General features: G+C 70.5%; 18 protein-coding genes and 1 pseudogene. 10 read left to right on the forward strand and 9 right to left on the reverse strand.

Annotated features, from left to right (window positions below; all coding sequences use genetic code 11):
* Nucleotides 1-93: 93 nt before the first annotated feature.
* Both galE and ACWDEN_RS06565 read left to right on the forward strand, forming a co-directional pair.
* Complete coding sequence (gene galE / locus ACWDEN_RS06560; protein ID WP_351615707.1) at nt 94-1,074, forward strand: UDP-glucose 4-epimerase GalE; 981 nt, start codon at nt 94-96, stop codon at nt 1,072-1,074.
* Nucleotides 1,038-1,506: pseudogene (locus ACWDEN_RS06565) on the forward strand (ADP-ribosylglycohydrolase family protein); the annotation flags it as partial. The gene galE and the pseudogene ACWDEN_RS06565, both read left to right, overlap by 37 nt.
* A gap of 63 nt (nt 1,507-1,569) precedes the next feature.
* Here ACWDEN_RS06565 and ACWDEN_RS06570 read toward each other — a convergent pair.
* The gene (locus ACWDEN_RS06570) at nt 1,570-2,196 is read right to left on the reverse strand and encodes a TetR/AcrR family transcriptional regulator (protein ID WP_351615704.1); all 627 of its coding nucleotides are present in this window, start codon (nt 2,194-2,196) and stop codon (nt 1,570-1,572) included.
* Between the two features lie 210 nt (nt 2,197-2,406).
* On the opposite strand from ACWDEN_RS06570, the gene ACWDEN_RS06575 reads away from it, so the two are divergent.
* The 4 genes from ACWDEN_RS06575 (at nt 2,407) to ACWDEN_RS06590 (ending at nt 8,194) form a co-directional block, all read left to right on the forward strand.
* Entirely contained in the window at nt 2,407-3,321 is a 915-nt protein-coding gene (locus tag ACWDEN_RS06575) for an ABC transporter permease (RefSeq protein WP_351615701.1), read from the forward strand.
* The gene (locus ACWDEN_RS06580; protein WP_351615698.1) at nt 3,314-4,150 is read left to right on the forward strand and encodes an ABC transporter ATP-binding protein; all 837 of its coding nucleotides are present in this window, start codon (nt 3,314-3,316) and stop codon (nt 4,148-4,150) included. Before ACWDEN_RS06575 ends, ACWDEN_RS06580 begins: the two co-directional genes overlap by 8 nt.
* Nucleotides 4,151-4,325: 175 nt before the next feature.
* The gene (locus ACWDEN_RS06585) at nt 4,326-6,533 is read left to right on the forward strand and encodes a CDP-glycerol glycerophosphotransferase family protein (protein WP_450857621.1); all 2,208 of its coding nucleotides are present in this window, start codon (nt 4,326-4,328) and stop codon (nt 6,531-6,533) included.
* Nucleotides 6,530-8,194, forward strand: a complete 1,665-nt coding sequence (locus ACWDEN_RS06590) for a glycosyltransferase family 2 protein (protein ID WP_351615692.1) — start codon at nt 6,530-6,532, stop codon at nt 8,192-8,194. Before ACWDEN_RS06585 ends, ACWDEN_RS06590 begins: the two co-directional genes overlap by 4 nt.
* A 304-nt stretch (nt 8,195-8,498) precedes the next feature.
* Here ACWDEN_RS06590 and ACWDEN_RS06595 read toward each other — a convergent pair whose 3' ends face one another.
* From ACWDEN_RS06595 to ACWDEN_RS06605, 3 genes are all read right to left on the reverse strand, one after another.
* Nucleotides 8,499-10,010 carry a hypothetical protein gene (locus ACWDEN_RS06595; RefSeq protein ID WP_351615689.1) on the reverse strand — a complete coding sequence of 504 codons (1,512 nt, stop codon included), beginning with the start codon at nt 10,008-10,010 and terminating at the stop codon, nt 8,499-8,501.
* Nucleotides 9,991-10,392 (reverse strand): GtrA family protein, encoded by a 402-nt coding sequence (locus tag ACWDEN_RS06600; RefSeq protein WP_351615686.1) that lies wholly within the window; start codon nt 10,390-10,392, stop codon nt 9,991-9,993. The genes ACWDEN_RS06595 and ACWDEN_RS06600 overlap by 20 nt, the downstream gene beginning before the upstream one ends.
* Nucleotides 10,393-10,649: 257 nt before the next feature.
* The gene (locus tag ACWDEN_RS06605; protein WP_351615683.1) at nt 10,650-15,584 is read right to left on the reverse strand and encodes an NAD-glutamate dehydrogenase; all 4,935 of its coding nucleotides are present in this window, start codon (nt 15,582-15,584) and stop codon (nt 10,650-10,652) included.
* 852 nt (nt 15,585-16,436) lie between these two features.
* Here ACWDEN_RS06605 and ACWDEN_RS06610 point away from each other — a divergent pair.
* On the forward strand, nt 16,437-17,003 hold the full coding sequence (locus tag ACWDEN_RS06610) for a DJ-1/PfpI family protein (RefSeq protein ID WP_351615681.1): 567 nt from the start codon (nt 16,437-16,439) through the stop codon (nt 17,001-17,003).
* Between the two features lie 251 nt (nt 17,004-17,254).
* On the opposite strand, the gene ACWDEN_RS06615 is transcribed toward ACWDEN_RS06610, so the two are convergent.
* The gene (locus tag ACWDEN_RS06615) at nt 17,255-17,923 is read right to left on the reverse strand and encodes an HAD family hydrolase (RefSeq protein ID WP_351615678.1); all 669 of its coding nucleotides are present in this window, start codon (nt 17,921-17,923) and stop codon (nt 17,255-17,257) included.
* A gap of 67 nt (nt 17,924-17,990) precedes the next feature.
* Nucleotides 17,991-18,503 carry a DUF6912 family protein gene (locus ACWDEN_RS06620; protein WP_351615675.1) on the reverse strand — a complete coding sequence of 171 codons (513 nt, stop codon included), beginning with the start codon at nt 18,501-18,503 and terminating at the stop codon, nt 17,991-17,993.
* A gap of 329 nt (nt 18,504-18,832) precedes the next feature.
* On the opposite strand from ACWDEN_RS06620, the gene ACWDEN_RS06625 reads away from it, so the two are divergent.
* A complete protein-coding gene (locus ACWDEN_RS06625) occupies nt 18,833-19,369 on the forward strand; it encodes an Rv3235 family protein (protein ID WP_351615672.1) in 537 nt (178 codons plus the stop codon).
* Nucleotides 19,370-19,478: 109 nt separating this feature from the next.
* Here ACWDEN_RS06625 and secA read toward each other — a convergent pair whose 3' ends face one another.
* Nucleotides 19,479-22,289, reverse strand: coding sequence for a preprotein translocase subunit SecA (gene secA / locus ACWDEN_RS06630; protein ID WP_351615669.1), 2,811 nt, complete (start codon nt 22,287-22,289; stop codon nt 19,479-19,481).
* Between the two features lie 251 nt (nt 22,290-22,540).
* On the opposite strand from secA, the gene ACWDEN_RS06635 reads away from it, so the two are divergent.
* Nucleotides 22,541-23,110 (forward strand): GNAT family N-acetyltransferase, encoded by a 570-nt coding sequence (locus ACWDEN_RS06635; RefSeq protein WP_351615666.1) that lies wholly within the window; start codon nt 22,541-22,543, stop codon nt 23,108-23,110.
* 131 nt (nt 23,111-23,241) lie between these two features.
* Nucleotides 23,242-24,417, forward strand: a complete 1,176-nt coding sequence (locus tag ACWDEN_RS06640; protein ID WP_351615663.1) for a winged helix-turn-helix domain-containing protein — start codon at nt 23,242-23,244, stop codon at nt 24,415-24,417.
* A 25-nt stretch (nt 24,418-24,442) separates the two neighbouring features.
* Here the strand turns inward: ACWDEN_RS06640 and ACWDEN_RS06645 are convergent, their stop codons facing one another.
* The gene (locus ACWDEN_RS06645) at nt 24,443-25,189 is read right to left on the reverse strand and encodes a response regulator transcription factor (protein WP_351615660.1); all 747 of its coding nucleotides are present in this window, start codon (nt 25,187-25,189) and stop codon (nt 24,443-24,445) included.
* Nucleotides 25,190-25,394: 205 nt separating this feature from the next.
* Nucleotides 25,395-26,087, reverse strand: a complete 693-nt coding sequence (gene hpf / locus ACWDEN_RS06650; protein ID WP_450857650.1) for a ribosome hibernation-promoting factor, HPF/YfiA family — start codon at nt 26,085-26,087, stop codon at nt 25,395-25,397.
* Between the last annotated feature and the right edge of the window lie 67 nt (nt 26,088-26,154).

Genomic DNA, 26,154 nt, shown 5'->3' on the forward strand with positions numbered 1-26,154 from the left:
CCGCTGACCCGGCGGGACGCCCACTGCTTCACTGAAAGACGCCCGCGCTCCACCGAGCGGCTGAACGGGCCAACTGACGAGGAGACGGCCGCAATGACCTGGCTGATCACCGGCGGTGCCGGATACATCGGGGCACACGTCGTACGGGCGATGACCGAGGCGGGCGAACGCACGGTCGTCTACGACGACCTGTCCACGGGCGTCGCCGAGCGCGTCCCGGCGGAGGTCCCCCTGGTCCGGGGCTCCGTCCTGGACGCGGAGCTCGTGGCCCGCACGCTCGCCGAGCACGAGATCGGCGGAGTCGTGCATCTGGCGGCGAAGAAGCAGGTGGGCGAGTCGGTGGAGCTCCCGCTGCACTACTACCGGGAGAACGTCGAGGGCCTCCGGGTCCTGCTGGAGGCGGTGACGCGGGCGGAGATCCCCTCCTTCGTCTTCTCCTCCTCGGCCGCCGTGTACGGCATGCCGGACGTCGACCTGGTGACGGAGGAGACCCCCTGCCTGCCGATGTCCCCCTACGGCGAGACGAAGCTGGCCGGCGAGTGGCTGGTCCGCGCGACGGGCAGGGCGACCGGCATGTCCACGGCGTCCCTGCGCTACTTCAACGTGGCGGGCGCGGGCGCCCCCGAACTCGCCGACACCGGCGTCTTCAACCTCATCCCCATGGTCTTCGAGAAGCTCACCGAGGGCGCGTCTCCGCGCATCTTCGGCGACGACTACCCGACGCCGGACGGCACCTGCGTGCGCGACTACATCCACGTGGTCGACCTGGCCGAGGCCCACGTCACGGTCGCCCGCGCCCTGGCCTCCTCCCCCGGCACCGACCTGACCCTCAACATCGGCCGCGGCGAGGGTGTGTCGGTCCGCGAGATGGTCGACCGCATCAACGCGGTCACCGGCTACGACCGCGCGCCGACCGTCACCCCGCGCCGCCCCGGCGACCCCGCCCGCGTCGTCGCCTCGGCCAGCCGTATCGCCACGGAACTGGGCTGGCAGGCCAAGTACGACGTCCAGGACATGATCACCTCGGCCTGGGAGGGCTGGGTGCACCACCACCCGGAGGCGGCCCGGTCGTAGGCTCCGCCGTCGGCGACGCGCTCGGAGCACCCTTCGGGTTCGGCCCCGAGGGTGCCTTCTCCGCCCGTTTTCCCTGGGAGCCGGGCGAGGCGACGGACGACACCCGGATGGCAGTGCCGGCCGCCGAGTCCCTGCTGGACCACGGCGGTCTGGACCTGCCGGACGTCTTCCGCCGCTTCCTGCGCTGGGCCGCGGCCGGCCCGAAGGACATCGGCCTCCATACGGAGGCCGTCCTGACCGGCGGCGCCCCCTGGGACACGGCCGCCCCCTGCACCTCCAGGTCGGCCGACGGGCGGCAGGAAACGGCGCGCTGATGCGAGCGGCCCCTCGGCGGTGCACTTCGCCCGCGACGGCCGCGAGCCCACCAGGGACGCCGCCCGCCGCCTCTCCGCGCTCACCCACGGCGACGCCGCGGCGTGGGAGGGCACGGCGGCGCTGTCCTCTCCCCCGACTGGCGACGGCGTCGCCCCCGCCCAGCCGCAACGCCAGGCCCCGTCACAACGCCTTGAGCGCCCCCGCCGTAGCCCGGGCCAGCTTCTCCAGGTAGCCCTTCGGCAGCTTCGGGGAGCGGATGACCACCGCGCGCCAGTACAGCGGGCCGGAGATCAGGTCGAGCGCGAGGTCGGGGTCCAGGCCCGTCCGCACCTCCCCGCGCTGCTCCGCCGCCGCCACGATCTTGCTGGCCACGCCCTCCTGGCCGTCGCGCAGGGCCTTCTGGAAGGCGTCGGCGATGTCGGGGTTGCGAGCCGCCTCCGCCTGGAGGTCGGGGATGATCTGCGAGGCGACCGGGTGGCGCAGGGCGCGGGACGTTACCTCGTACAGGAGGCGGAGGTCGCCCTCCAGGGAGCCCGTGTCGGGGACCGGCAGGCCCAGTACCGCCATGGCCGACACGACGTCGAGGACCAGGTGCAGTTTCGAACGCCAGCGCCGGTACACCGCGGTCTTGCCCACCCCCGCCCGCCGCGCGATGCCCTCGATGGACATCCGCGCGTAGCCGACGGCCGCGAGTTCCTCGAAGACCGCCGCCCGGATGGCTTCGGTCACATCCTCCCGGAGTACGGCGGCCCCGGCAGGGGTCCGGCGGCGCGGGCGCGTCGCGGGCTCGTCGGCGTTCGTCGTCATGACCCACAGCATAGGGCGTTACGACGAAACGGTTGCGTTCCGACGTCGATTGGTTCTACTCTCACGATGCGACGATACGGTCCCGTTCCGACGTAAGAGAACGTGAAGAGAAGCGTAAGGAAACGAACGCACGTCGGACGACGGGCCGACGACGCGCCCCGGCCCCCCAGCCGGACGCGCCACCCCCTCCCCCGAGCGAAAGCAGCGGATGTGAGCCAGGTCCTCGACACACCGCCCCCCACCCAGGCCCCGGCCGACGACGACCTCGCGGCACTGGCCGCCCGCCACGGCCTGACGGTCAGTGGTGCCCGCCCCTCCCTGCCGGAGTACGTCCGCCAGCTGTGGGCCCGGCGCCACTTCATCACCGCCTTCGCCACCGCCAAGCTCACCGCGCAGTACAGCGAGGCCAAGCTCGGCCAGGTCTGGCAGGTCATGACCCCGCTGCTGAACGCGGCGGTCTACTACTTCATCTTCGGTGTGCTGCTCGGCACCAAGAAGGGCGTCCCGGACTACGTCCCGTTCCTGGTCACGGGCGTGTTCGTGTGGACGTTCACGCAGAGCTCGATCCAGGTCGGCACCCGGGCGATCTCCGGCAACCTGGGCCTGGTGCGCGCCCTGCACTTCCCGCGGGCCGCGCTGCCGATCTCCTTCTGCATCCAGCAGCTCCAGCAGCTGCTGTTCTCGATGGCCGCGCTGGTCGTCATCCTGCTCTGCTTCGGCCTGCCGATCACCGTCGGCTGGCTCCTGGTGATCCCCGCGCTGATCCTGCAGTTCCTGTTCAACGCGGGCATGGCGATGATCATGGCGCGGATGGGCGCCAAGACCCCGGACATCGCCCAGCTGATGCCGTTCATCCTGCGCACCTGGATGTACGTGTCCGGTGTGATGTGGAGCATCAGCAAGCTCACCAAGAAGGACCACCTGCCGCACATCGTCACGACGCTGCTCGAGACCAACCCGGCCGCCGTCTACATCGACCTCATGCGATTCGCCCTGATCAAGAGTTTCCACGCCAAGCAGCTGCCCCCGCACGTGTGGCCGACGGCCATCGGCTGGGCCGTGGTCGTCGGCATCGGCGGATTCATCTACTTCTGGAAGGCAGAGGAGAAGTACGGCCGTGGCTGAGCAGACCCCCACCGAGAAGATCCCCACCATCGTCGTCGACAACGTCGACATCGTCTATCGCGTCCACGGCACCGGATCCGGCCGCGGCTCCGCCACAGCCGCCCTCAACCGCATCCTGCGCCGCAAGCAGGCCGAGAAGGCGGCGGGCGTGCGCGAGGTGCACGCCGTGAAGAAGGTCTCGTTCGTCGCCTACAAGGGTGAGGCGGTCGGCCTGATCGGCACCAACGGCTCCGGCAAGTCGACCTTGCTCAAGGCGATCGCCGGCGTGCTCCCGGTGGAGAACGGCCATATCTACACCAACGGCCAGCCCTCCCTGCTCGGCGTCAACGCAGCGCTGATGAACGACCTCACCGGCGAGCGCAACGTCTGGCTCGGCGGCCTCGCCATGGGCATGTCCCGCGAGGAGGTCAGGGAGCGCTACGAGGACATCGTCGACTTCTCCGGGATCAACGAGAAGGGCGACTTCATCACCCTTCCGATGCGCACGTACTCCTCCGGTATGGCCGCCCGGCTGCGCTTCTCCATCGCCGCCGCCAAGGACCACGACGTGCTCCTCATCGACGAGGCGCTGGCCACCGGAGACCGCAGGTTCCAGATGCGCTCCGAGGAACGCATCCGCGAGCTGCGCGAGAAGGCGGGTACGGTCTTCCTGGTCAGTCACAACAACAAGTCGATCCGCGACACCTGCGAGCGGACCCTGTGGCTGGAGCGCGGCGAGCTGCGCATGGACGGGCCGACCGAGGACGTCATGAAGGAGTACGAGGCCTTCAGCGGCGACAAGAGCGACAAGACGACGAAGAAGAAGCCGACACCCGACAAGGCGGCCTGAGGGAGCCCGGAGTAAGAAGACGGCATTAAAGTTACCGAGAGGGAAACCGTAGGCCACGGAACGCCCTCTTCCTCCTTGGGCCGTTCTTACTCTGAACGCCATTATCCCTTTCATCCGCTTAGTAACAGTATGTTATGAAGGGTGATCCCCCGATCAACCGAAGGAGTCCACTGCGATGCCCCAACTCAGCGTCATCGTCTACGGACCGAACGCACAGGGGCATCTGACGGAGTTGCTGGACTCCCTGGAAGCCCGCCCGCTCCCCGACGCCGAGGTCGTCGTCGCCGCGGTCGGCGACTGGGCGCGGGAGACGGCCGAGGGCCACGCCCCCGAGACGGTGGTCGTACCGCTGCCGGAGGGCACCGGTGACGCGGCGGCCCGGGCCGCCGGCGCCGCCCGCGCGACCGGCCGCTGGCTGCACTTCGTCCACGCCAAGGACAGCCTGCCGGCCGGCGCCGCCCGGCTGATCGCCGAGCGGACCGCCGAGCTGGACGCCACCGACGGCGCCGGGGTGGACGTACTCGTCTTCGACCACGCCACCACCACCTGGCAGACCGCCGCCACGCCCTCCCGCGACGGCCGGCTCCTCGCCGCCGTCGGCCGCGAGAGCCTGCCCCTGGACGAGGCCGCCGACCTGCTGCGCCTCACCCCGCTGCTCGGCAACCGCGCCCTGCGCGCCGAGTTCTGGCGGGCGCACGAGGAGCGCCTGACCACCGACGACGAGCCGCAGGCCGCGTACGCCGCCCTGCTGCACGCCGGCCGCGTCGCCTGCCTGAACCAGGCGGCGTACGAGAGCCGCGAACTGCGCCCCGAGAGCCTGCCGCCGCTCGCCCCCGAGGACCGGTTCGAGCTGATCGAGCGCTACGAGTCGCTGCTCGCCCTCGCCAAGGACCGCCGCGCCGCCCGCGGGGTGCTGTACGACCTGATGATGCGCGACCTCGTGCGCACCTTCGCCGGCGAGAACCTGCCCGACGCGGTGGCCCGCGAGTTCTTCCGCCGGGCCTCCCTCGCCGCGGTCCGCTGGCGCCCCGAGAACCACGAGCGCCCGGCCGGTGTGGAGGGCGTACGGCACTCCCTGCTGGAGGAGGGCGCGTACACCAAGTACCGCGCGTTCCAGGCCGCCAACCGCACCCGCCGCGCCGCCAAGAAGGCCGTGCGGACCCGCAAGAAGCAGGTCGGCGCCAAGCTCCGCGACCAGCAGTACCGCCGCGCCCTGACCCGCCCGGTCGACCCGAACCTGGCCGTGTTCGCCGCCTACTGGGAGCGCGGAGTGGCCTGCAACCCGGCCGCGATCGCCGCGAAGCTCCGCGAACTCGCCCCGCACATCCGCCCGGTGTGGGTGGTGTCGAAGAGCAACGAGGCCCTGCTGCCGCCCGGCACCGACCATGTGATCCCCGGCACCCGCCGCTACTGGGAGACGCTGGCCACCGCCAAGTACCTGGTCAACAACGTCAACTACCCCAACGCGGTGGTCAAGCGCCCCGACGCGATCCACCTCCAGACCCACCACGGCACCCCGCTCAAGCGCATGGGCCTGGACCAGATGGAGCACCCGGCCGCCGCCAAGGGCCTGGACTTCGACGCCCTGCTGGCCCGCATCGACAAGTGGGACTACAGCGTCAGCGCCAACAGCCACTCCACCCGTATGTGGGAGCGCGCCTACCCGGCCCGCTACACCTCGCTGGACTACGGCTACCCGCGCAACGACGTCTTCTACTCGGCCACGGCCGCCGACGTCCGCGCCGCCCGCGAGCGCCTCGGCATCCCGCGCGGCAAGACGGCCGTCCTCTACGCGCCCACGCACCGCGACTACGAGGCCGGCTTCACCCCGCGCCTGGACCTCGCCGCCCTCGCCGACCGCCTCGGCGAGGACACGGTCCTCCTGGTCCGCGCCCACTACTTCTACGGCGGCGCCGCCTCCCCGCTGACCGGCCTGCGCCGCTCCGGCCGGATCATCGACGTCTCCTCCTACGACCCCGTGGAGGAGCTGTGCCTGGCCGCCGACGCGCTGGTCACGGACTACTCGTCGATCATGTTCGACTACGCCAACCTCGACCGCCCGATCGTCGTCTACGCCGACGACTGGGAGACCTACCGGACCACCCGGGGCGTCTACTTCGACCTCATGACCGACCACCCCGGCCAGGTCGCCCGCACCCAGGAGGAGCTGACGGAGATCTTCGCCTCCGGCGCCTGGCGTGACGAGAGCGCGACCAAGGCACGGGCCGCCTTCCGGCGCCGGTTCTGCGAGTACGACGACGGCCGCGCCGCCGAGCGGGTCGTACGACGGGTGTTCCTGGGCGAACCGGAGGAGTCACTGCCACCGGTGATCCCGCTCGAGGAACGCACCCCCGCCCCGACCCCCGAGGAGGCCTCGGCATGACGACCCCCGACGTGACGGTGACGGTCATCGTCTACAACGACGCCGCCCGCCTGCCCCGGGCGGTCGCCTCGCTGCGCGCGCAGACGCACGCGAACATCGAGATCATCATCAGCGACGACCACTCCACGGACGACACGCCCGCGGTGGCGCGCCGGCTGGAGTCGGAGGACGCCCGCGTCCGCTACCTGCGCCTGCCGGAGAACAGCGGCGGCTGCAGCGCCCCGCGCAACCGCGCGATCGAGATCGCCAGGGCGCCGTACCTGATGTTCCTCGACAGCGACGACGAACTCCCGCCCCGCGCGGTCGAGTTGCTGCTCGCCGCGCACCGCGAGCGCGAGGTGGACTTCACCATGGGCGCGGTGCGCCGGCACCGCGAGGACACCGGCCGCCGCTCGACGTGGATGCCGCACCTCGTCGCCGAGCGCCGCACGGTGCAGGGCATCGAGGAGGACCCGCGGCTGCTCTTCGAGCACCTGTCGACGAGCAAGATGTACGCCCGCTCCTTCCTGGACCGCCACGAACTCCGCTTCCCGGAGGGCATCCACTACGAGGACCAGCTGTTCTCGGCGCAGGCGTACTGCCTGGCACGGGCGTTCACGATCATCCCGGACCCGGTGTACGTCTGGTACATCGACCCGTTCGCGGCGGCGGCCTCGGCCTCGATCTCGAACCAGCGGCACAAGGTCACCAACGTCCGCGACCGCGTCCACGTCCAGCGTCTGATCGACGACTTCCTGGTGGAGAGCGGGCATGCGGGGCTGCGCGAGGACAAGGACTTCAAGTTCCTCAAGCACGACTTCCGGATGTACGCGGGCGACCTGCCCTACCGGGACGAGGAGTGGCTGACCGCCTTCGCCGACATCATGAACCCGTACCTGGAGACGCTGTCCCCGGGTGCGTACGCGCGCCTGCCCCGCCCCGAGCGGGTGGTGCTGGAGCTGCTGCGGGAAGGCCGCCTGGACGACGTCCGGCTCGCGGCCCGCGGCCTCGGGCACGGGGTGGCACCGCGGCAGGTCACGGCCGACGCCTCCGGTGTCCCGTACTGGGGCGACAGCGTGCCCTCCTCCGACCGCGCCCGGCGCGAACTGGAGGTGTCCGACCTGGAGTTGGACACGCGTCCGTTCCCGAGCGCGCAGTTCCGCCACGAGATCACGGAGCTGACTCCCGGCCCCGGCGCCTCGCTCACCCTGGCCGTGCGCACGTACGACCCGGGTCTGCGCCTGCCGGTCGGCCCGCAGCGAGCCGGCCTGCTCCTCTCCCCCGGCAACCGCCGGATGACGGTCCCCTTCCGTCTGGACCCGGTCCGCCCCGGCCTGTTCGAGGGCACGGTCCATCTGGACCTGACCGAGGCCCCGCTCCCCCTGCAGGGCTTCGCCGGTGTACGCCACCCCCTGGTCCGCCTCCAGCAGCAGGGCCTGTCCAACGCCGGCCTCCTGCTGGCCCCGCTCACCTTCCCCACCCTCACCGCCCGCATCGACTACCGCTCCGGCGCGGCCCCGCACGAGGTCACCGTCGAACCCGAGGGGCGCAACCCGGGCCGGCTGCAGGTCCGCTGGAATCCCGTCGGCGTGACGGCAAGCGTCATCCGCCCGGTCATCCGCAAGATCGCCCGCCCGCGCGTCCGCAAGGCGGCGAAGCTGGTGACGAGCGTGCTGAGGTGAGGACGGCCGTGTTCTGGCGCCGCTCAGCCGCCTTCAGTGAAGGTGGCTGAGCGGCGCCAGAGGTGTCCGCGGCCGCTCGGTCAGGCGCGTGGGTGACCCTGCCGCGGGTGGCCGCGGCGAGCACCGCACCCGCGCAGAGCAGTCCCGGTCCGGTCAGCGGACAGCCATCCGGCGCGGGGCGGGCGGTGGACTGGGCCGGGTTCCACGGACAGGCACCCCGAGCCCGACGGCGTAGTACCTGATCTCCCGAAGGTCACCGACCGCAGGAACCGGTCAAGCGCACACGCCCCCGTCCGGCGACAGCTCAGGGCACCACTCGGTACAGGATCTGACTCTCCGGGCCCGTGGTCACCTTCCGAAGCCCCGGTCCCGCCAGGCTCTTCGGGCCCACGACCCACTTCACGCGGTACTCCCGCAGAATCCCGGCCCGGTCGGCAGCAGACGTCCCCGCGGCGAAGTAGCGGGTGACCGCATCCTCCCGCCGCGCGGCGTCCGGCAGGAACACATCCGGATAGCCCGGCGCCACGGTGTACGGCCCGTACGCGGGGATCTGCCGAGCCGGCGTCGTCCCGGCCATCACCACGTCCCCGTACTTCACCCACGGCGTGATCCAGCGGTACCCCACCCACGGCGTGTGGTACTTCGACGCGACGGCCGAAGGCAGTGCCGACCTTCCGGTCACATAACCGAGCGTCCCGGCCTGCGTCCAGGCGCCGACGAGCAGGGCGGCACCCAGCACACAGGCCCAGCCCACCCGTACGGCCCGCCGCCCGGCCGAGACGACCTCCAGCGCGGCCGCGAGCTGCGCGGGGATCAACGCGGCGGGCAGGGCGCGGCCCCAGGAGTAGTGGCCGGACAGCCCGCCCGCGGCGAACACCAGCACGCCGAGGGCGAAGAACAGGACCAGCGGGTCCCAGCGGTCGCGGCGGAAGCGCAGCACCAGCGCCGCCACCCCGAGCAGCACCAGGCCGAACCGTGCGGCCAGGTCCTCGTACAGCGGCTTGTGGATGGCCTCCAGGTCCGCGCCGGCGGAGAAGAGGGAGAAGAAGTCGTAGTACGGCCACAGCCACAGCAGGAGCAGGCCCAGGGCGAGCGCGGCGGACAGTCGCAGCAGCACCGGGCGGGTCGGTCGCGCCGCGATCACCATCGCCAGGGCGCCCAGAGAGGCCACCACGCCGGTGAACTGGTGGCACAGCAGGATCAGTGCCCACAGCACACCGAGCCACAGCCACCTTCCCCACGCGGTCTCCTCCCGCGTCGCCCGCGTGACCCAGGCCCAGAAGTGGAAGGTGAGGCCGAGCGCGAAGGCGCTGGGGTACGACACCGTCAGCGCGAGTGAGTTCAGGCCCAGGAAGCCGGACCAGTTGAACAGCACCGTGCCCCAGAGGAAGAGCAGGCTGAGCAGGGCCAGGGCGGGGGCCGCGCGGTGCGGGGACAGGGTGCGGACGTACCGCCAGACGCCGGTGACCAGCAGGGTGAGGCCGACCAGCGCGGCCAGCCGCAGGACCACGAACACCGACAGGCCGGTCAGCTTGGCGACCACGCCCAGGACCAGCATCCACGGCGAGTAGTAGGGGCTCGGCGTGTCCGCGTCGACCAGCGGGTTGCCGGGGTGGAACAGGTTGTGGCTGAGGCGCTGGACCGTGGCCGCGTGCATGCCGAGGTCGCCGGCCCAGGGCAGGCGGACGATCACCAGGAGCAGCAGTACGACGACGAGCGCGGCGGCGGCCTGCGGCAGGGCGCGGCCGGCCCGCGCGGCGCTCGGCGGGGACGGTGTACGGCTCACCGGATCAGTATCAGGCGGTGCGGTGTGCATCCTGCTGGAACACCCAAGTGCGGTAGACGAGGAAGCGGAAGGCGGAGGCGAGCACGATCGACACGGCCTTCGCCGCATTCGACGCGAGCACGCTGTGCAGGCCGAGACCGTGGTAACCGACCCAGAACAGGCCGATTTCCATCACGACACCGAGGCCGCTGAAGACGAAGAACAGGGTGATCTGACTGCTCGTGCGCGAGGACCGGTCGCGATAGGCGAAATAGCGGAAGCCCAGGTAATTGGTCGCCATGGCGATACAGCTGGCCAGGACGGTCGCGGTCATCGCCTGCCAACCCAGGCCGTGCAGCAGCAGGTTGAAGATCAGGAAATTGACGAGGACCCCACTGCCGCCGACGATCCCGAATTTCACGACCTCCAGCACGACCCGCTTGACGGGCCGCCGGGCCGGAGCCGGCGCGGGGGGCGCTGCCGGGCGGGTCTCGGTGATCTCGGTGAGTTGAACAGTCACAGCGCCGACCCTATCCGAAGGCCATCGATTAGCAGGAAACGGTAAATTCGCTGATCGTTTTTGGCTAAGGGTCGGCAAGAAACGGAACGCCCCGGTCCGCTCTGTCGTCGGCCCGGGGCGCTCTCACCGTCGTACGGCTATGCCCTCACTGTCGTACCACTCTCGTACGGCTACGAGTGCGTGCGCAGCAGCGTCCGCATCGTCCGCATCGCCACCGACAGGTTGGCGAGGTCGAAGGTCTCCGAACCGCGGATCTCCTCCAGGGTGGTGCGCGCCCGGCTCAGGATGGGCGCGTTCTTCTGCTCCCAGGCCTTGAAGCGCTGCTCGGGAGTGGAGGTGCCGTTGCCGACCGCGAGGACGTCCGCGGTGAGGGCCGCGTGCGCCGCGTACAGGTCCTCGCGGATGGAGGCGCGGGCCATGGACTGCCAGCGGTCGGCACGGGGCAGCTCGATGATGCGGTCCATCAGCTGCGTGATGTTGAGCCGGTCGGCGAGGTCGTAGTAGATCTCGGCGACGTCGAGCGGCTCCTTGCCCGTGCGGTCGGCCACCGACACGATGTCCAGCGTCGGGAAGGCGGAGGAGAAACCGGCCACGCGCGTGGCGAGTTCGTCCGGGACACCGGCCGCGGACAGCTCGTCGTACACGTGCTGGTACCACTCCAGGTCCGCGCCGCGCAGCAGCTTCGGCAGCTCCTGCCAGACCCGCTCGACCCGCTCGGCGAAGAACTCGACCGTCTCGGCGAGCTGCAGCGGCTGCGGCCGGTTGTTGAGCAGCCAGCGGGTACCGCGCTCGACGAGTCGGCGCGAGTGCAGCCGGATCCGGGTCTGGACGGCCGCGTCGACCTTGTTGTCCAGGGCCTCCACCGCGTCCCACACCGGTGCCGAGGAGAAGATCGCGCGGGCCGCGGTCTGGGCGCGGACGATCTCCTCCAGGGAGGCGCCGGTCTCCTCGCGCAGACGGTGCAGATACGTCGTACCGCCCGTGTTGACCGTGTCGTTGACCAGCACGGTCGTGGTGATCTCACGGCGCAGGGGGTGGTTGTCGATCGCGTCCGCGAACCGCTCGCGCAGCGCCGTCGGGAAGTAGGCGTGCAGCAGGGTGCGCAGGTACGGGTCGTCCGGCAGCGAGGTGTGCAGCAGCTCCTCGGCGACCGTGATCTTCGTGTACGCCAGCACGACGGCCGTCTCGGGACCGGTCAGGCCCTGGCCCTGGGCGAGACGCTCACGGATCTGGCGGTCGGCCGGCAGGAACTCCAGCGCCCGGTCCAGGTGGCCCTCGCGCACCAGGTGGCGGATGAACCGCTGCTGGGCGTGGAGCATGTCCTTGGCCTGGAACAGGGCGTTGGCCAGGGCGGTGTTCTGCGCGTAGTTGTTGCGCAGGACCAGCGCGCCGACCTCGTCGGTCATCTCGGCGAGCAGCTTGTTGCGCTGCTTGACGGTCATGTCGCCGTCCGCGACCAGGCCGTTCAGCAGGATCTTGATGTTCACCTCGTGGTCGGAGGTGTCCACGCCGGCGCTGTTGTCGATCGCGTCGGTGTTGATCTTGCCGCCGTGCATGGCGAACTCGATCCGGCCGAGCTGGGTCAGGCCCAGGTTGCCGCCCTCGCCGACCACCTTGACCCGCAGGTCGGCGCCGTCGACGCGGATGGCGTCGTTGGCCTTGTCGCCGACGTCCGCGTTGGACTCCGCCGACGCCTTCACGTACGTGCCGATGCCGCCGTTCCACAGCAGGTCCACCGGGGACTGCAGGATCGCCTTCATCAGGTCGGCCGGGGTCATCTTGGCGACCTTGCCCTCGATGCCGAGGGCCTCGCGGATGTGGGCGTTGACCGGGATCGACTTGGCGCTGCGCGGGAAGATCCCGCCGCCCGCCGACAGCAGTTCGGTGTTGTAGTCGGCCCAGCTGGAGCGGGGCAGCTCGAACAGGCGGCGGCGCTCGGCGTAGGAGGTGGCCGCGTCCGGGGTGGGGTCGATGAAGATGTGCCGGTGGTCGAAGGCGGCGACCAGGCGGATGTGCTCGGACAGCAGCATGCCGTTGCCGAACACGTCGCCGGACATGTCGCCGATGCCGACGACCGTGAAGTCCTCGGACTGCGTGTCCACGCCCAGCTCACGGAAGTGCCGCTTCACGGACTCCCAGGCGCCGCGCGCGGTGATGCCCATGCCCTTGTGGTCGTAGCCGGCCGAGCCGCCGGAGGCGAAGGCGTCGCCGAGCCAGAAGTTGTACTTCTCGGCGACCCCGTTGGCGATGTCCGAGAAGGTCGCGGTGCCCTTGTCGGCGGCGACGACGAGGTAGGTGTCGTCGCCGTCGTGCCGGACCACGTCCTGCGGCGGCACGACCTCGCCGGCGACCATGTTGTCGGTGATGTCGAGCAGCGCCGAGATGAACGTCTTGTAGCTGGCGATGCCCTCGGCCAGCCAGGCGTCGCGGTCCACCGCCGGGTCCGGCAGCTGCTTGGCGACGAATCCGCCCTTGGCGCCGACCGGCACGATGACGGTGTTCTTCACCATCTGCGCCTTGACCAGGCCCAGGATCTCGGTACGGAAGTCCTCACGCCGGTCGGACCAGCGCAGACCGCCGCGCGCGACCTTGCCGAAGCGCAGGTGCACGCCCTCGACGCGCGGGGAGTACACCCAGATCTCGTACGCCGGGCGGGGCGCCGGCAGGTCCGGGACGGCCTGCGGGTCGAACTTCATGGAGACGTAGTCGTGCGGCTTGCCGCCGAGCGCCTCCTGGAAGAAGTTCGTGCGCAGGGTCGCCTTGATGACGGTGAGGAAGGACCTGAGGATCCGGTCCTCGTCCAGGCTCGCCACCTGGTCCAGGGCCGCGTCCAGCTCCTCCAGCAGGGCGTCCGTGATCTCCAGGCCGGCCTTCTGCCGGTCCGGCGACATCCGCGCCTCGAACAGCGAGACCAGCAGACGCGTGGTGTGGACGTTGTTGCGGAGGGTGTCCTCCATGTAGTCCTGCGAGAAGGTCGAACCGGCCTGCCGCAGGTACTTGGCGTAGGCGCGCAGCACCATCGCCTGCCGCCAGGTCAGCCCGGCGCTCAGCACCAGGGCGTTGAAGCCGTCGTTCTCCGCCTTGCCGGTCCAGGTGGCGGCGAAGGCCTCCTGGAAGCGCTCGCGCGCGTCGTCGGCGAGGTGGTCGCCGCCGACCGCCTTGGGCATGCGCAGACCGAAGTCGTAGATCCAGGCGGTGGTGCGGTCCGCGCAGCGCAGCTCGTAGGGCCGCTCGTCGGTGACCTCGACGCCGAGGCGGCTGAGCACCGGCAGCACCTTGGAAAGGGAGACGGTGCCGCCCTTCTGGTAGATCTTGAACCGGCGCTCCTCCGGCCCGGCACCCACCGGCTCGTACAGGCTCAGGCTGAACGTCTTGTCCTCGCTGAGCTGCTCCAGGTGGACCAGGTCGGCGACCGCGGCGCGCGGGGTGTGGTCGGCCTTGTAGCCCTCGGGGAAGGCGTGGTTGTAGCGGCGCAGCACCTCGGCCGCGCGCTCCTCGCCGCACTCTGCGGTCAGCGCCTCGGCGAACGCGTCGGCCCAGGACCGGGCGGCCTCGACCAGGCGGGCCTCGATACGGTCCTTGTCGGCGTCCGACAGCTCGGGCAGCACGGTGCCCGGCGGGACGCGGACGACGAAGTGCAGCCGGGACAGGATCGACTCGGTGTTCCAGGCGGTGAAGTCGACGCTGACGCCGCCGAGCTCCTCCTTGAGGATGTCGATGATCCGCAGCCGGACACCGGTGGTGTAGCGGTCGCGCGGGAGGTAGACGAGGGCCGAGTAGTAGCGGCCGTACTCGTCCTGCCGCAGGTAGAGCCTCAGCCGCCGCCGCTCCTGCAGATACAGGACGCTGGTGACGATGGACTGCAGCTCGGCGACGGGCGTCTGGAACAGCTCGTCGCGCGGGTAGGTCTCCAGGATCTGCAGCAGGTCGCGGCCGTCGTGGCTGTTGGGCGAGAACCCGGCGCGCTCCAGCACCTCGTCCACCTTGCGGCGGATCACGGGGACCCGGCGCACGGACTCGGTGTAGGCGGCGGAGGAGAACAGCCCGAGGAAGCGCCGCTCACCGACGACGTTGCCGTCCGCGTCGAACTTCTTGACGCCGATGTAGTCCAGGTACGACGGCCGGTGCACGGTGGCGCGGCTGTTGGCCTTGGTCAGCACGAGCAGCTTGTGCTCGCGGGCCTTGGCGCGGGCGTCGGCCGGCAGCCGCTCGAAGGAGGGGCTGACCGGGTGCTGCTCGTCCTCGGCGTGGTGCGGGTCCGAGCGCAGTATGCCGAGACCGGTGCCGGGCACGGCGGCGAGCGTGTCGTCCTCGCGCAGCTGGTACTCGCGGTAGCCGAGGAAGGTGAAGTGGTCGTCGGCCAGCCAGCGCAGCAGCTCGCGGGCCTCCTCGACCTCGGGCCGGGGGAGGTCGCCCGGGGCGGGCTCGCTCGGCAGCTCGTCGGCGATCCGGGTCGCCGTGCTCCGCATCTTCTCCCAGTCCTCGACGGCCTCGCGCACGTCGGACAGCACGCGCAGCAGATCGGCGGTGATCTGCTTCAGGTCGGCGCGGTCGGTCTCCCGGTCGATCTCGACGTGGATCCAGGACTCGAAGTGCGCGTCGTGCGGCAGGTCACCGCTCGGCGGGGTCGGCAGGACCTCGATCAGCTTGCCGGTCAGGTCGCGCCGGACCACGAACTGCGGGTGGACGACGACATGGATGCCGCACCCGCGCCGGGTCAGCTCATTGGTGACCGAGTCGACGAGGAAGGGCATGTCGTCGGTGACGACCTCCACGACCGAGTGGCTGCAGGTCCACCCGTTCTCCTCGACGGTCGGGGTGTGGACCCGCACGTTCGCCGTGCCCTGGGGGCGCATCTCGGCGAGACGGTAGTGCGAGACCGCGGCGCCGAAGACGTCGACCGGGTCGCGGTCGGCGAGGTCTTCCGGGGCGGTGTGCAGGTAGTAGCGCTGGAGGAACGCGAGCATGGACTCGCTGTCCGGGGTGTCCGGGGAGCCCTCGCCCTCGGTCCCGGTCGGTAGGTGCCCCCCGACCGGGCTGTTCTCAGCTACCCGGGCGGCCCTCTCGAGCAGCTCGGCCTTGGCTTCGTCCAGCTTGGTCTGCATTGTCCTCTGACTCCTGTCGCGCGCCGTTGCGTGACGTAGAAGGAAGTACGGTCTCTTTCCCTCCGGCTCGACGCCACGGCCCGGGGTGTCCGGTCCGCATCGACGCTATGCCGTGAGGTGAGATGAGCGGGAGGAATTCGGCCATTCTCGACACGCCCGTCGGGTGTGACGCTGCTCTCTGCGCCGCCGTGTCCAGGGTTGTCCTCGGCGTCCCGGAGGCTCCTGCGGCCCCGTCCCGCCCGCGAAGACCAGCGACCGCCGCCCGGTCACGGAGGTGTTCCGTGCAACCCGGGCGCAGGGCAGGAGCAGGATCGCCCCCGCGAGATATCGCGCTGATCACGCCACAAGGCTATCGCTCCTCACCGGGGGCCCGTCATGAGCCGTATGTGTACAAAACCGAGGGGTGAAGTTTGACGTTCTGCACAGGGGCGGGGCCGGGGGTGGTGGCGTATTCGGTCGGGTGGGGTTCGGGGTGTTTGTGAGCTTGCAGGTTGATGTGGGCGAAGTGGCTGTGGCATGGATATGGCTCCTGTCGGGGCGCTTGGGGCTTCCGGAGTCGGCGGGGCTGACGTGAGGAAGGGGGCGGCGGGGGCGGCGGGGCCGACCGGGGTGGGTGGCGGACCAGGTGACGGCGGGCGTCCGGTCGCGCCGGTGGGACCCTGACCGCACTCTGAGAACAGGGCACCCTGCCACCAGGTGGGGCCCCGGCGCTCGGCCGAGGACCGGAACCGCGACGGCCCCCCTTGGCAAGCACGCCCGGTGTTGGCACGTTGCCCAGGGACAGTGCGTCCCGACCAGGAGTGCCCCAGGAGTGCAGGAGCACCGAGCACCGGAGTACCCGGAGGAGCCGACATGCCCGCGAAGATCCTGATCGTCACCGGCGACGCGGCGGAGTCCCTGGAAGTCCTCTACCCGTACCAGCGCCTGCGCGAGGAAGGCTACGAGGTCCATATCGCGGCCCCCTCCCGCAAGACGCTCCGCTTCGTCGTCCATGACTTCGAACCCGGCTACGACACCTACACCGAGAAGCCCGGCTACACCTGGCCCGCCGACCTGGCCTTCGCCGACGTGGACCCCGGCGAGTACGCGGCCCTCGTCATCCCCGGCGGCCGGGCTCCCGAGTATCTGCGCAACGACCCCGAGCTCCGCAAGATCCTCAAGGCGTTCTTCGACTCCGACCGGCCGGTCGCCCAGATCTGCCACGGCCCGCTGCTCACCGCGGCGATCGACAGCCTGCGCGGCCGCCGCGTCACGGCGTACCCCGCGCTGGAGCCGGACATGCAGGCGGCCGGAGCGAGCTTCCAGGACACCGAAGCCGTGGTCGACGGCACCCTGGTCTCCTCCCGGGCCTGGCCCGACCACCCGGCCTGGATGCGCGAGTTCCTCCGGGTACTGCGCTCCAAGGCACCGGTGAGCTGAGGAGGACGGCCGACCGCACGGCTGCCCGCCCACGGCATCACCGGGCCGGCGCACCTGCGGACCCGCGCCGGCCACGGGCAGTCGTGCCGCCAGGGGCGGCACGGCTGGGCGGTGGACGTCGGCACGCGAAACACACCGTCGCCCAGCGGCGACACCCCACGCCCGACCGGCGCCGCCAGACGGAACCGCCCTCGCCACGGCACAGACCGCCGGCACCGGAGCACCGGTCACCAAACAACCGGCACCTGCGGCTACGCCGCTATTCGCTGCGCTTCCTCCACCGCCTCGGCCAGCGTGTCCACCACCGGCACCCCCACGTCCTCGAGGCTGGCCCTGCTGTGCGACCCCCCGGTGTACAGCACGGCCCGCGCCCCCGCACCCCGCGCGGCAACCGCGTCGTCCGCCGCGTCCCCGATCACCACGGTCCGCGCGGGCTCCACAACCCCGCTCAGCGCCTCCAGATGCCGCACCATGTGCGCGGCCTTGCTCCCCCCGGACGGCCCCGTACGCCCGTCGACCCGCAGAAAGTGCGCCTCGATCCCGAACCCCCGCACGAGCGGCACCAGTTCCTCGTGCCCATACATACTCAGCAGCGACTGGCTGTGCCCCGCCGACCGCCACCCCGCGAGCAACTCCGCCGCCCCCTCGGTCAGACCGCACCGCGCCCGGTGCTCGGCGTAGTACCGGTGGAAGACCTCGTCCATCAGTTCCCACTCGGCGTCGGTCGGCAGCCGGCCGATCAGCCGCTCGTAGAACTTCGGCACCGGCACGCAGTACAGCGACCGGTACTGCTCCAGCGTGATCGGCTCGAGCCCCAGCTCGGCGAAGGCGGCGTTCGTCGCCCCGATGATCGCGTCATTGTCGTGGAACAACGTGCCGTTCCAGTCCCAGACGATGTGCGCGTTCCCCTGCATCCCCATGCCAAAAACCGTACCCGCCCCCACTGACAACGAGGCCGGCCGGTGAATCCGCCCAGGTCAGACCGGGTCAGGCGAGTCCGACGAGGTTGGGGATCTCCTGCGTGGCGTACCACAGCAGCTCGTGATCGTCCGCGCCGTCCACGACGAACTGCGCGTCGTCGTCCCCGCCGTCGGCCGCCTCCAGCGCGTCCGCCGCCGCGGCCACGTCCTGCTCCGCCTCATCGGCGTCGACATGCACCGCGGCCGCCTTGGCGAGCGGCATGGTCGCCGTCACGGTCACCTCGCCGAGCGCGGACGGGTCCAGCCCGCGGTCGGGGTCGACACTCACGGCGCCGTCCGCCACGTCCACGGCGACCACGACCCGGCGCCGTACCGCACCCGGATCCGCCGCCAGCAGCCGCAGCGAGGCCAGCGCGGCCCGGCTGAGCGCCGCGTACTCCAGCTCCTCGATGTCCTCGGAGAGATACCACTCGCGCAGCGCGGGCGTGACGGCATAGGCCAGGAAGGGGCCGGTCCCCAGCTCACCCGTCTTGTGCGCCTCGGCGAGACCGGGGAGGGTCAGGGGGACGTAGACGCGCATACTGGCCGCTCTTTCCTGCTCAAAGGCTCCGCTGAGGCCCCGGGAAGGCCGGCTGCGGCGACTCCCGGAGGGCCTTCAGGATACGTGCGCCCGTCCCCTTTCGGGTCTGTGTCCAGGCTCTGGGAGCCGTCCATTCCAGGCCGCGCATTCACCCGGTGCACCCGCCGCACCTCGGGAACCGACGCACCCGGCATCCCTCGGATAGGTGAACCTTCCCGCCTCGTGCGAGCCCGCCCCGCCGTCCTTGCCTCCCCGCTCCCGGCCCCCGTACAAGATCCCCACCAGCGAGTTACCGCCCGGTATCACCGGGCCGGCCGAACGGGGACCCCATGAACAAGGTCATGAGCCGCACCGCGCCCAAGGCGACGAACCGCACCCCCCACCCGCGCCACCGCCCGCCGACCCGCCACGACACGCGCCGCCCGGGCGGCGCCCCGCCCCGGAAGCCGTCCGTCAGGGGCAGGCACGACCTGCCGCCGACCGCCCCCGGAAACGCCGGTACGGCCCTTACAGCGCCGGAGGCCGCCCTCCCTGCGGTACGCCCCACCGACCTCTTCGCCGACCGTCTGCTGGCCGTTCTGAGCGGTCAGCGGCCCGTCCACTGGATGCTCCGCCACACCGCCGGCCGCGCCTACGACGACCTGACCCGCCTCGCCGAACGCAGCCCCCTGCGTACGCGCGGAGGCCGCCCCGTCGTCCACGACATCGGCTACTACGTCCCCAGCGAGGGCGCCCTCGAGGTCTTCGCCCGCATCGCCGCCGGCGACCAGCTCCGCGCCCTGGCCTTCCGCCTGGAACGCGGCCAGGACCGCCGCTGGCGCTGCACAGCGGTGGAAACCGGCCCCCGCCACCAGCCGCGGCCCTGAGCCGGCACCCATTCGCAACCCCCAGCGGCTTGACGGAAGCAACGCAGAAGGGCCGGGCCCCCAAAGGAACCCGGCCCTTCACAACCGGCTGAAGCGCCGCAGGCAACCGCTACTTCTTGCGGCGCCGCCCGCCCTTGGCCTGCCGCCGCCGCTCGGCCCGCGTCAGCCCGTCCGCCTCGGACCGCACCGGCTCGTCGTCCTCCAGGTCGCGCTCCACGATGCCGCCCTCACCGTCCACGGTCGGCGCCGAGAAGTGCAGATCCCTCCGCTGCGGAACGTCCAGTCCCTTCGCGCGGATCTCCGGACGCGCCCCGGCCTGCGCCGGAACCGTCTCCGGAACGCCCTCGCCGACCTGCTCCGCGGCCTCGACCGGGACCTCCTCGACCTGCTGCTCGACCTGGACCTCCAGGTTGAACAGGTAGCCGACGGACTCCTCCTTGATGCCGTCCATCATCGCGGTGAACATGTCGAAGCCCTCGCGCTGGTACTCGACCAGCGGGTCCTTCTGCGCCATCGCGCGCAGGCCGATGCCCTCCTGGAGGTAGTCCATCTCGTAGAGGTGCTCACGCCACTTGCGGTCGAGGACCGACAGCACGACCCGGCGCTCCAGCTCACGCATGATCTCGGAGCCGAGCTGCGCCTCCCGGGCCTCGTACTGCTCGTTGATGTCCTCCTTGATGGACTCGGAGATGAACTCCGCGGTCAGACCGGCCCGGTCGCCGGCGGCCTCCTCCAGCTCCTCGATGGTGACCTTCACCGGGTAGAGCTGCTTGAAGGCACCCCACAGCCGGTCCAGGTCCCAGTCCTCGGGGAAGCCGTCGGCGGTCTCCGCCTGGACGTACGCGTCGATCGTGTCGTCCATGAAGTGCTTGATCTGCTCCTGCAGATCCTCTCCCTCCAGCACGCGCCGGCGCTCGCCGTAGATGACCTCGCGCTGCCGGTTGAGGACCTCGTCGTACTTCAGAACGTTCTTACGGGTCTCGAAGTTCTGCTGCTCGACCTGCGACTGCGCGGACGCGATCGCGCGCGTGACCATCTTGTTCTCGATCGGCACGTCGTCCGGCACGTTGGCCATGGCCATCACGCGCTCGACCATCTGGGCCTTGAACAGGCGCATCAGGTCGTCGCCGAGGGAGAGGTAGAAGCGCGACTCGCCCGGGTCGCCCTGACGGCCGGAACGACCGCGCAGCTGGTTGTCGATGCGCCGGGACTCGTGCCGCTCGGTGCCGAGGACGTAGAGGCCGCCGAGCGCCTTGACCTCTTCGAACTCGGCCTTGACGGCCTGCTCGGCCTTCTCCAGGGCGGCGGGCAGGGCCGCGGCCCACTCCTCGATGTGCTCCTCGGGGTCGAGGCCGCGCTGGCGCAGCTCGGCCTCGGCGAGATCGTCGGGGTTGCCGCCGAGCTTGATGTCCGTACCACGACCGGCCATGTTGGTGGCGACGGTCACCGCGCCCTTGCGGCCGGCCTGGGCGACGATCGACGCCTCGCGCTCGTGGTGCTTGGCGTTCAGCACCTCGTGCTGGATGCCGCGCTTGCTGAGCTGCTGCGAGAGGTACTCCGACTTCTCGACGGAGGTCGTGCCGACGAGGATCGGCTGGCCCTTCTCGTGCTTCTCGGCGATGTCGTCGACGACCGCCTCGAACTTGGCGACCTCGGTGCGGTAGATCAGGTCCGACTGGTCCTTGCGGACCATCGGCCGGTTGGTCGGGATCGGGACCACGCCGAGCTTGTAGATCTGGTGGAACTCGGCGGCCTCGGTCATCGCCGTACCGGTCATGCCGGACAGCTTCGAGTAGAGGCGGAAGAAGTTCTGCAGGGTGATCGTGGCGAGCGTCTGGTTCTCGTCCTTGATGTCCACCCCTTCCTTCGCCTCGATCGCCTGGTGCATGCCCTCGTTGTAGCGGCGGCCGGCGAGGATACGGCCGGTGTGCTCGTCGACGATCATGACCTCGCCGTCGAGGACGACGTAGTCCTTGTCGCGCTTGAAGAGCTCCTTGGCCTTGATGGCGTTGTTCAGGTAACCCACGAGCGGGGTGTTCACCGACTCGTAGAGGTTGTCGATGCCCAGCCAGTCCTCGACCTTGGTGACGCCGGCCTCGTGGATGGCGACCGTGCGCTTCTTCTCGTCGACGTCGTAGTCGCCGGTCTCCTCGACGCCCTTGAGCGGGTTGCCGGCCTCGCCGCGCTTGAGGCGGGTGACCAGCTTGGCGAAGTCGCCGTACCACTTGGTGGCCTGGTCGGCCGGGCCCGAGATGATCAGCGGCGTACGGGCCTCGTCGACGAGGATGGAGTCGACCTCGTCGACGATGGCGAAGTTGTGGCCGCGCTGCACCAGCTCGTCCTGCGACCACGCCATGTTGTCGCGCAGGTAGTCGAAGCCGAACTCGTTGTTCGTGCCGTAGGTGATGTCGCAGTTGTACTGCTCGCGGCGCTGGGCCGGGGTCATGCTGGCGAGGATGCAGCCGACGCTCAGGCCCAGGAACTTGTGGACGCGACCCATCATCTCGGAGTCGCGCTCGGCCAGGTAGTCGTTGACCGTGACGATGTGGACGCCCTCGCCGGACAGGGCGTTCAGATACGCGGGCAGGGTGCCGACGAGGGTCTTGCCCTCACCGGTCTTCATCTCGGCCACATAGCCGAGGTGGAGGGCGGCGCCGCCCATCAGCTGCACGTCGTAGTGCCGCTGGCCGAGGACGCGCTTGGCGGCCTCGCGCACGGTGGCGAACGCCTCGGGGAGCAGGTCGTCCAGGCTCTCACCGTCGGCGTACCGCTGCTTGTACTCATCGGTGAGGGCCCGCAGCTCGGCGTCGGAGAGGTTCACGAAGTCCTCTTCGATGGAGTTGACCTGGTCCGCGATGCGGTGCAGCTTGCGCAGGATCTTGCCTTCGCCTGCACGCATGATCTTCGAGAGGACGGACACGGGGGCTTGTCTCCTTGCCGGTCGGGCCTGGGACGGTCGGTTTCCATTTGACGTACTGAGCAACGGCCATCGTATGCGAGGACCCGGCTGGGCCGGGAGGCCTGGCCACCCGACGGCTGTTCATCCAGGACAACGCACGGCGCACACGGATAGTGCCGCATCGCCGCGATGAATTGCGCGAAATGTGATCACGCGCTCACGTATAGCGAAAATCGATGGCCCGGCTGCGGTCCCACGAGCACAATCAGCCGATGGAACCCGTCACTCTCACCACGGACCGCCTGGTCCTGCGTACAGTCGGCCCGCACGACACCCAGGCGGTCCACGACGCCGCCCAGGACCCCGACATCCAGCGCTGGACCACGGTGCCCTCGCCGTATCTGCCCGAGCACGCGAGCGGCTTCACCGAGCAGCTGGTCCCCGACGGCTGGGCACAGGGCTCGATGTTCACCTTCGGTGTGTTCCTCACCGGCGGGGAACTCGCCGGCATGCTCGGTCTGACCATGCGTTCGCTCGGCGTGGCGGAGGTCGGCTTCTGGGCGGCCAAGGAGCACCGCGGCCACGGTTACGTCACCGAGGCCACGCTCACCGCCTGCCGCTGGATCTTCACCCGGATCGGCGTCGACCGGGTCGAATGGCGCGCCGAGGTCGGCAACCACGCCTCCCGCGCGGTGGCCGAACGCGCGGGGTTCACCATCGAGGGCGTCCTGCGCTCAGCGATCAACAACAAGGGAGTGCGCCGGGACTGCTGGGTCGGCTCCCTGCTCCCCTCGGACCTGGGCCTGCCGTCCACGGCACCGTACCTGCCCGCCCGTTCCTGACCGCCTGCGCGCGTCCGCCCAGCCCGCCGTCCGGCCTCCGCCCACCGTTTCCGGCGACCTGCCCAGGCCACCTTCCGGGCATCCGCCCAGCTCACCGCGGGCTGTCAGTGGCACCCTCTATCGTCCGGGGCATGACGACCCTTCCGCGCCCGACCACCACCCTCACCGCGGACGACGCCCGCCGTATCGCCCTGCGGGCCCAGGGCTTCCTCGGCGCGCCCGACCGGCGGGCCGGTGTCCGCGGCGTGCTGCGCCACCTCGGCGCGGTCCAGCTCGACACGATCTCGGTCCTCGCCCGTTCCCACGAACTCGTGCCGTACGCCCGGCTCGGCGCGGTCGGCCGCCAAGCGGTCGAGGCCGCCTACTGGACGGGCGCCCACGCCTTCGAGTACTGGTCGCACGCGGCGTGCATCCTGCCCATCGAGGAGTGGCCGTACTTCGCCTTCCGCCGCCGCGCCTACCGCGACCGCCCGCACTGGAACCACAAGCTGCCCGAGGGCGTCTACGACCAGGTCATCAAGCAGCTGCGCGCGGAGGGCCCGCTGACCTCCACGGAGCTGGGCGGCGCCAAGAGGACGAGCGACTGGTGGGACTGGTCGGGCACCAAGGTCGCGGTGGAGCGCGCGCTGATGTACGGCGAGGTGGTGTGCGTCGAGCGCCGCGGCTGGAAGCGGGTGTACGACCTCGCCGAGCGCGCCGTCCCGGACCCGCTGCTGCACGACGAGCTGGACGACACCGAGTGCCTGCGCCGCCTGGTCCGGCTGGCCGGTGAGTCCCTCGGCGTGGGCACGCGCGCGGACATCGCCGACTACCACCGCCTCAAGGGCGAGCAGGTCGACGCGGTGATCGCCGACTCGGGTCTGGTGCCGGTCGAGGTCGAGGGCTGGGGGAAGCCGGCCTGGGCCGATCCGGCGGCCCTTTCGGCACCGCCGCGCGGCCGACACCGCACCACCCTGCTGTCGCCGTTCGACTCGCTGATCTGGGAGCGGGCGCGCACAGAGCGGATCTTCGGCTTCACGCACCGCCTGGAGGCGTACGTGCCGAAGCCGAAGCGGGTCCACGGCTACTTCGCGATGCCGGTGCTCGCGGGCGGCCGGCTGGTCGGGCGGGTGGACCCGGCACGAGAGGGCAGGACGCTGGTGGCCAGACAGGTCACCCTGGACGGCCCGAAGGCGGTCCCGGCGGTCGCCCAGGCCCTGATCGAGGCCGCGACCTGGGTGAACTGCACGGACGTCCGCGTGGAGCAGGTGGACGCGCCCGGCCTGCGCGAGCCCCTGGCAAGGGAGCTCGCCCGCACCCTCGCCTAGCCGACACGGCCGGTACGACCGCTGTTCAGCGGATCTCGAGGATCTTCTCCCGCATCGCGTAGACCACGGCTTCCATCCTGGAGTGCAGCTGGAGCTTCTCCAGGATGTTGCGGACGTGGTTCTTCACGGTGTTCTCGGAGATGAACAGTTCCTTGGCGATGTCCCGGTTGTTCATCCCGGTGGCGACGAGCTTGAGGACCTCCAGCTCCCGGTCCGTCAGCCGGGGCGCGGGCACCAGCCGGCGCTCGTCGGTGCGCTGGATCATCGACTTGAACTCGGTGAGGAGCTTGGACGCCATGGACGGGCTGATCTGCGACTGTCCGTCGGCCACCGCGCGAATGGCGGTCGCCACCTCGTCCGTGGAGATCTCCTTGAGCAGGTATCCGGTCGCGCCCGCCTTGATCGCGTCGTAGAGGTCGGCCTCCTCGTCGCTGATCGTCAGCATGATGATCTTGGCGCTGGGGGCGACCTCCTTGATGGAGGTGCAGGCCTCGATCCCGCCGCGCTTGGGCATGCGGACGTCCATCAGCACGATGTCGGGCAGCAGGTCGGCGGCCTTGTCCACGGCCTCGGCCCCGTCACCGGCCTCGCCGACGACCTGGATGTCCTCCTCGGCCGCGAGCACGATCTCCAGGCCGCGCCGGAAGAGGGCGTGGTCGTCCACGACCAGGACCCTGATCGGCTCGGCGCGTGAGGAGCCGGCATCCGGGCCCATGCCGGTGACACCGTCGTCGCCATCCTCGTCCCGCATCGGTCCGAAGGTGTCCGCCATCGTTCCTCCCCCTGAAGGCTGTGGCCTGGTGGTCCTGTGCCATCGCCAACCCAAGGCAGCGGCCCACCGGTTGGGCCGGTCCGGCCATGATTTCATGCCCGGGCGACACCGGGGCGACGGGCGAGGCGTGAACTGGTCGCACACAGGTGCCCCTGGGGGCGCACACGCGCTTCCAGGGGCACCGGCTCGACATGGGCCGGATGGCTCAGCCGCCGAGCGTGCCTCCGGCCGCGGGGGGCTGCGCCTCGGCCACCATCGGGTCCGTGCTGAGGTGGATGACGCCGTAGTCGTAGGCGTGCCGCCGGTAGACGACACTCGGTTCCTTGGTCTCGGAGTCGACGAACAGGTAGAAGTCGTGGCCGACCAGTTCCATCTCGTAGAGAGCCTGGTCGAGGGTCATCGGGGAGGCGACGTGGGTCTTCTCGCGGACGATGAGGGGGCCTTCGCCCTTGACCTCCAGCGAGCCGATCTTCTTGGTCGGCACTCCGTCCGTCTCCTCCTCCTCGACGAGGAGGCCGTTGCCGTTCAGCGTCGCCGCGCCCGGAACGTGGTCGGGGACCTCGGCCGCCGAGATCCGGCGTGCGCCACGGCGCGAGAACCGCTTGTCGTGCTGCTTGCGCAGCCGGGCGTCCAGCTTTTCCGCCGCCAGGTCGAGTGCCGCGTACGGGTCGCTGGCCGCCGCTTCCGCCCGGATCACCGGACCGCGGGAGCGGAGCGTGATCTCCACTCGATCACAGCGGTCGGCCTGTCGGGGGTTGGGCTCCTTGGACACCTCGACGTCGAGGCTGATCACCTTGGCATCGAGCCTCTGGATCTTCTCCAGCTTCAGCTTCTCGGCCACGTGCTTGCGGAACCGCTCGGGCACCTCGGTCTTGCGGCCCTTGACGACGATGTCCACGCAGAACTCCGTTCCCGGATCGCTCCGCTCCATCGGCGGAGCATCTCCCTTTTGCACCAGATCCGGT

The sequence above is a fragment of the Streptomyces sp. NPDC001153 genome, assembly GCF_053598315.1.

Excerpts from the sequence above, each read along its gene's own strand:
- ACWDEN_RS06610 (WP_351615681.1), top strand. The coding sequence starts at position 16,437 with ATGCCCGCGAAGATCCTGATCGTCACCGGCGACGCGGCGGAGTCCCTG.
- galE (WP_351615707.1), top strand. The coding sequence starts at position 94 with ATGACCTGGCTGATCACCGGCGGTGCCGGATACATCGGGGCACACGTC.
- ACWDEN_RS06570 (WP_351615704.1), bottom strand. The coding sequence starts at position 2,196 with ATGACGACGAACGCCGACGAGCCCGCGACGCGCCCGCGCCGCCGGACC.
- ACWDEN_RS06590 (WP_351615692.1), top strand. The coding sequence starts at position 6,530 with ATGACGACCCCCGACGTGACGGTGACGGTCATCGTCTACAACGACGCC.
- ACWDEN_RS06645 (WP_351615660.1), bottom strand. The coding sequence starts at position 25,189 with ATGGCGGACACCTTCGGACCGATGCGGGACGAGGATGGCGACGACGGT.
- ACWDEN_RS06640 (WP_351615663.1), top strand. The coding sequence starts at position 23,242 with ATGACGACCCTTCCGCGCCCGACCACCACCCTCACCGCGGACGACGCC.
- ACWDEN_RS06620 (WP_351615675.1), bottom strand. The coding sequence starts at position 18,503 with ATGCGCGTCTACGTCCCCCTGACCCTCCCCGGTCTCGCCGAGGCGCAC.
- ACWDEN_RS06615 (WP_351615678.1), bottom strand. The coding sequence starts at position 17,923 with ATGGGGATGCAGGGGAACGCGCACATCGTCTGGGACTGGAACGGCACG.
- ACWDEN_RS06585 (WP_450857621.1), top strand. The coding sequence starts at position 4,326 with ATGCCCCAACTCAGCGTCATCGTCTACGGACCGAACGCACAGGGGCAT.
- ACWDEN_RS06635 (WP_351615666.1), top strand. The coding sequence starts at position 22,541 with ATGGAACCCGTCACTCTCACCACGGACCGCCTGGTCCTGCGTACAGTC.
- ACWDEN_RS06595 (WP_351615689.1), bottom strand. The coding sequence starts at position 10,010 with ATGCACACCGCACCGCCTGATACTGATCCGGTGAGCCGTACACCGTCC.
- ACWDEN_RS06605 (WP_351615683.1), bottom strand. The coding sequence starts at position 15,584 with ATGCAGACCAAGCTGGACGAAGCCAAGGCCGAGCTGCTCGAGAGGGCC.
- ACWDEN_RS06625 (WP_351615672.1), top strand. The coding sequence starts at position 18,833 with ATGAACAAGGTCATGAGCCGCACCGCGCCCAAGGCGACGAACCGCACC.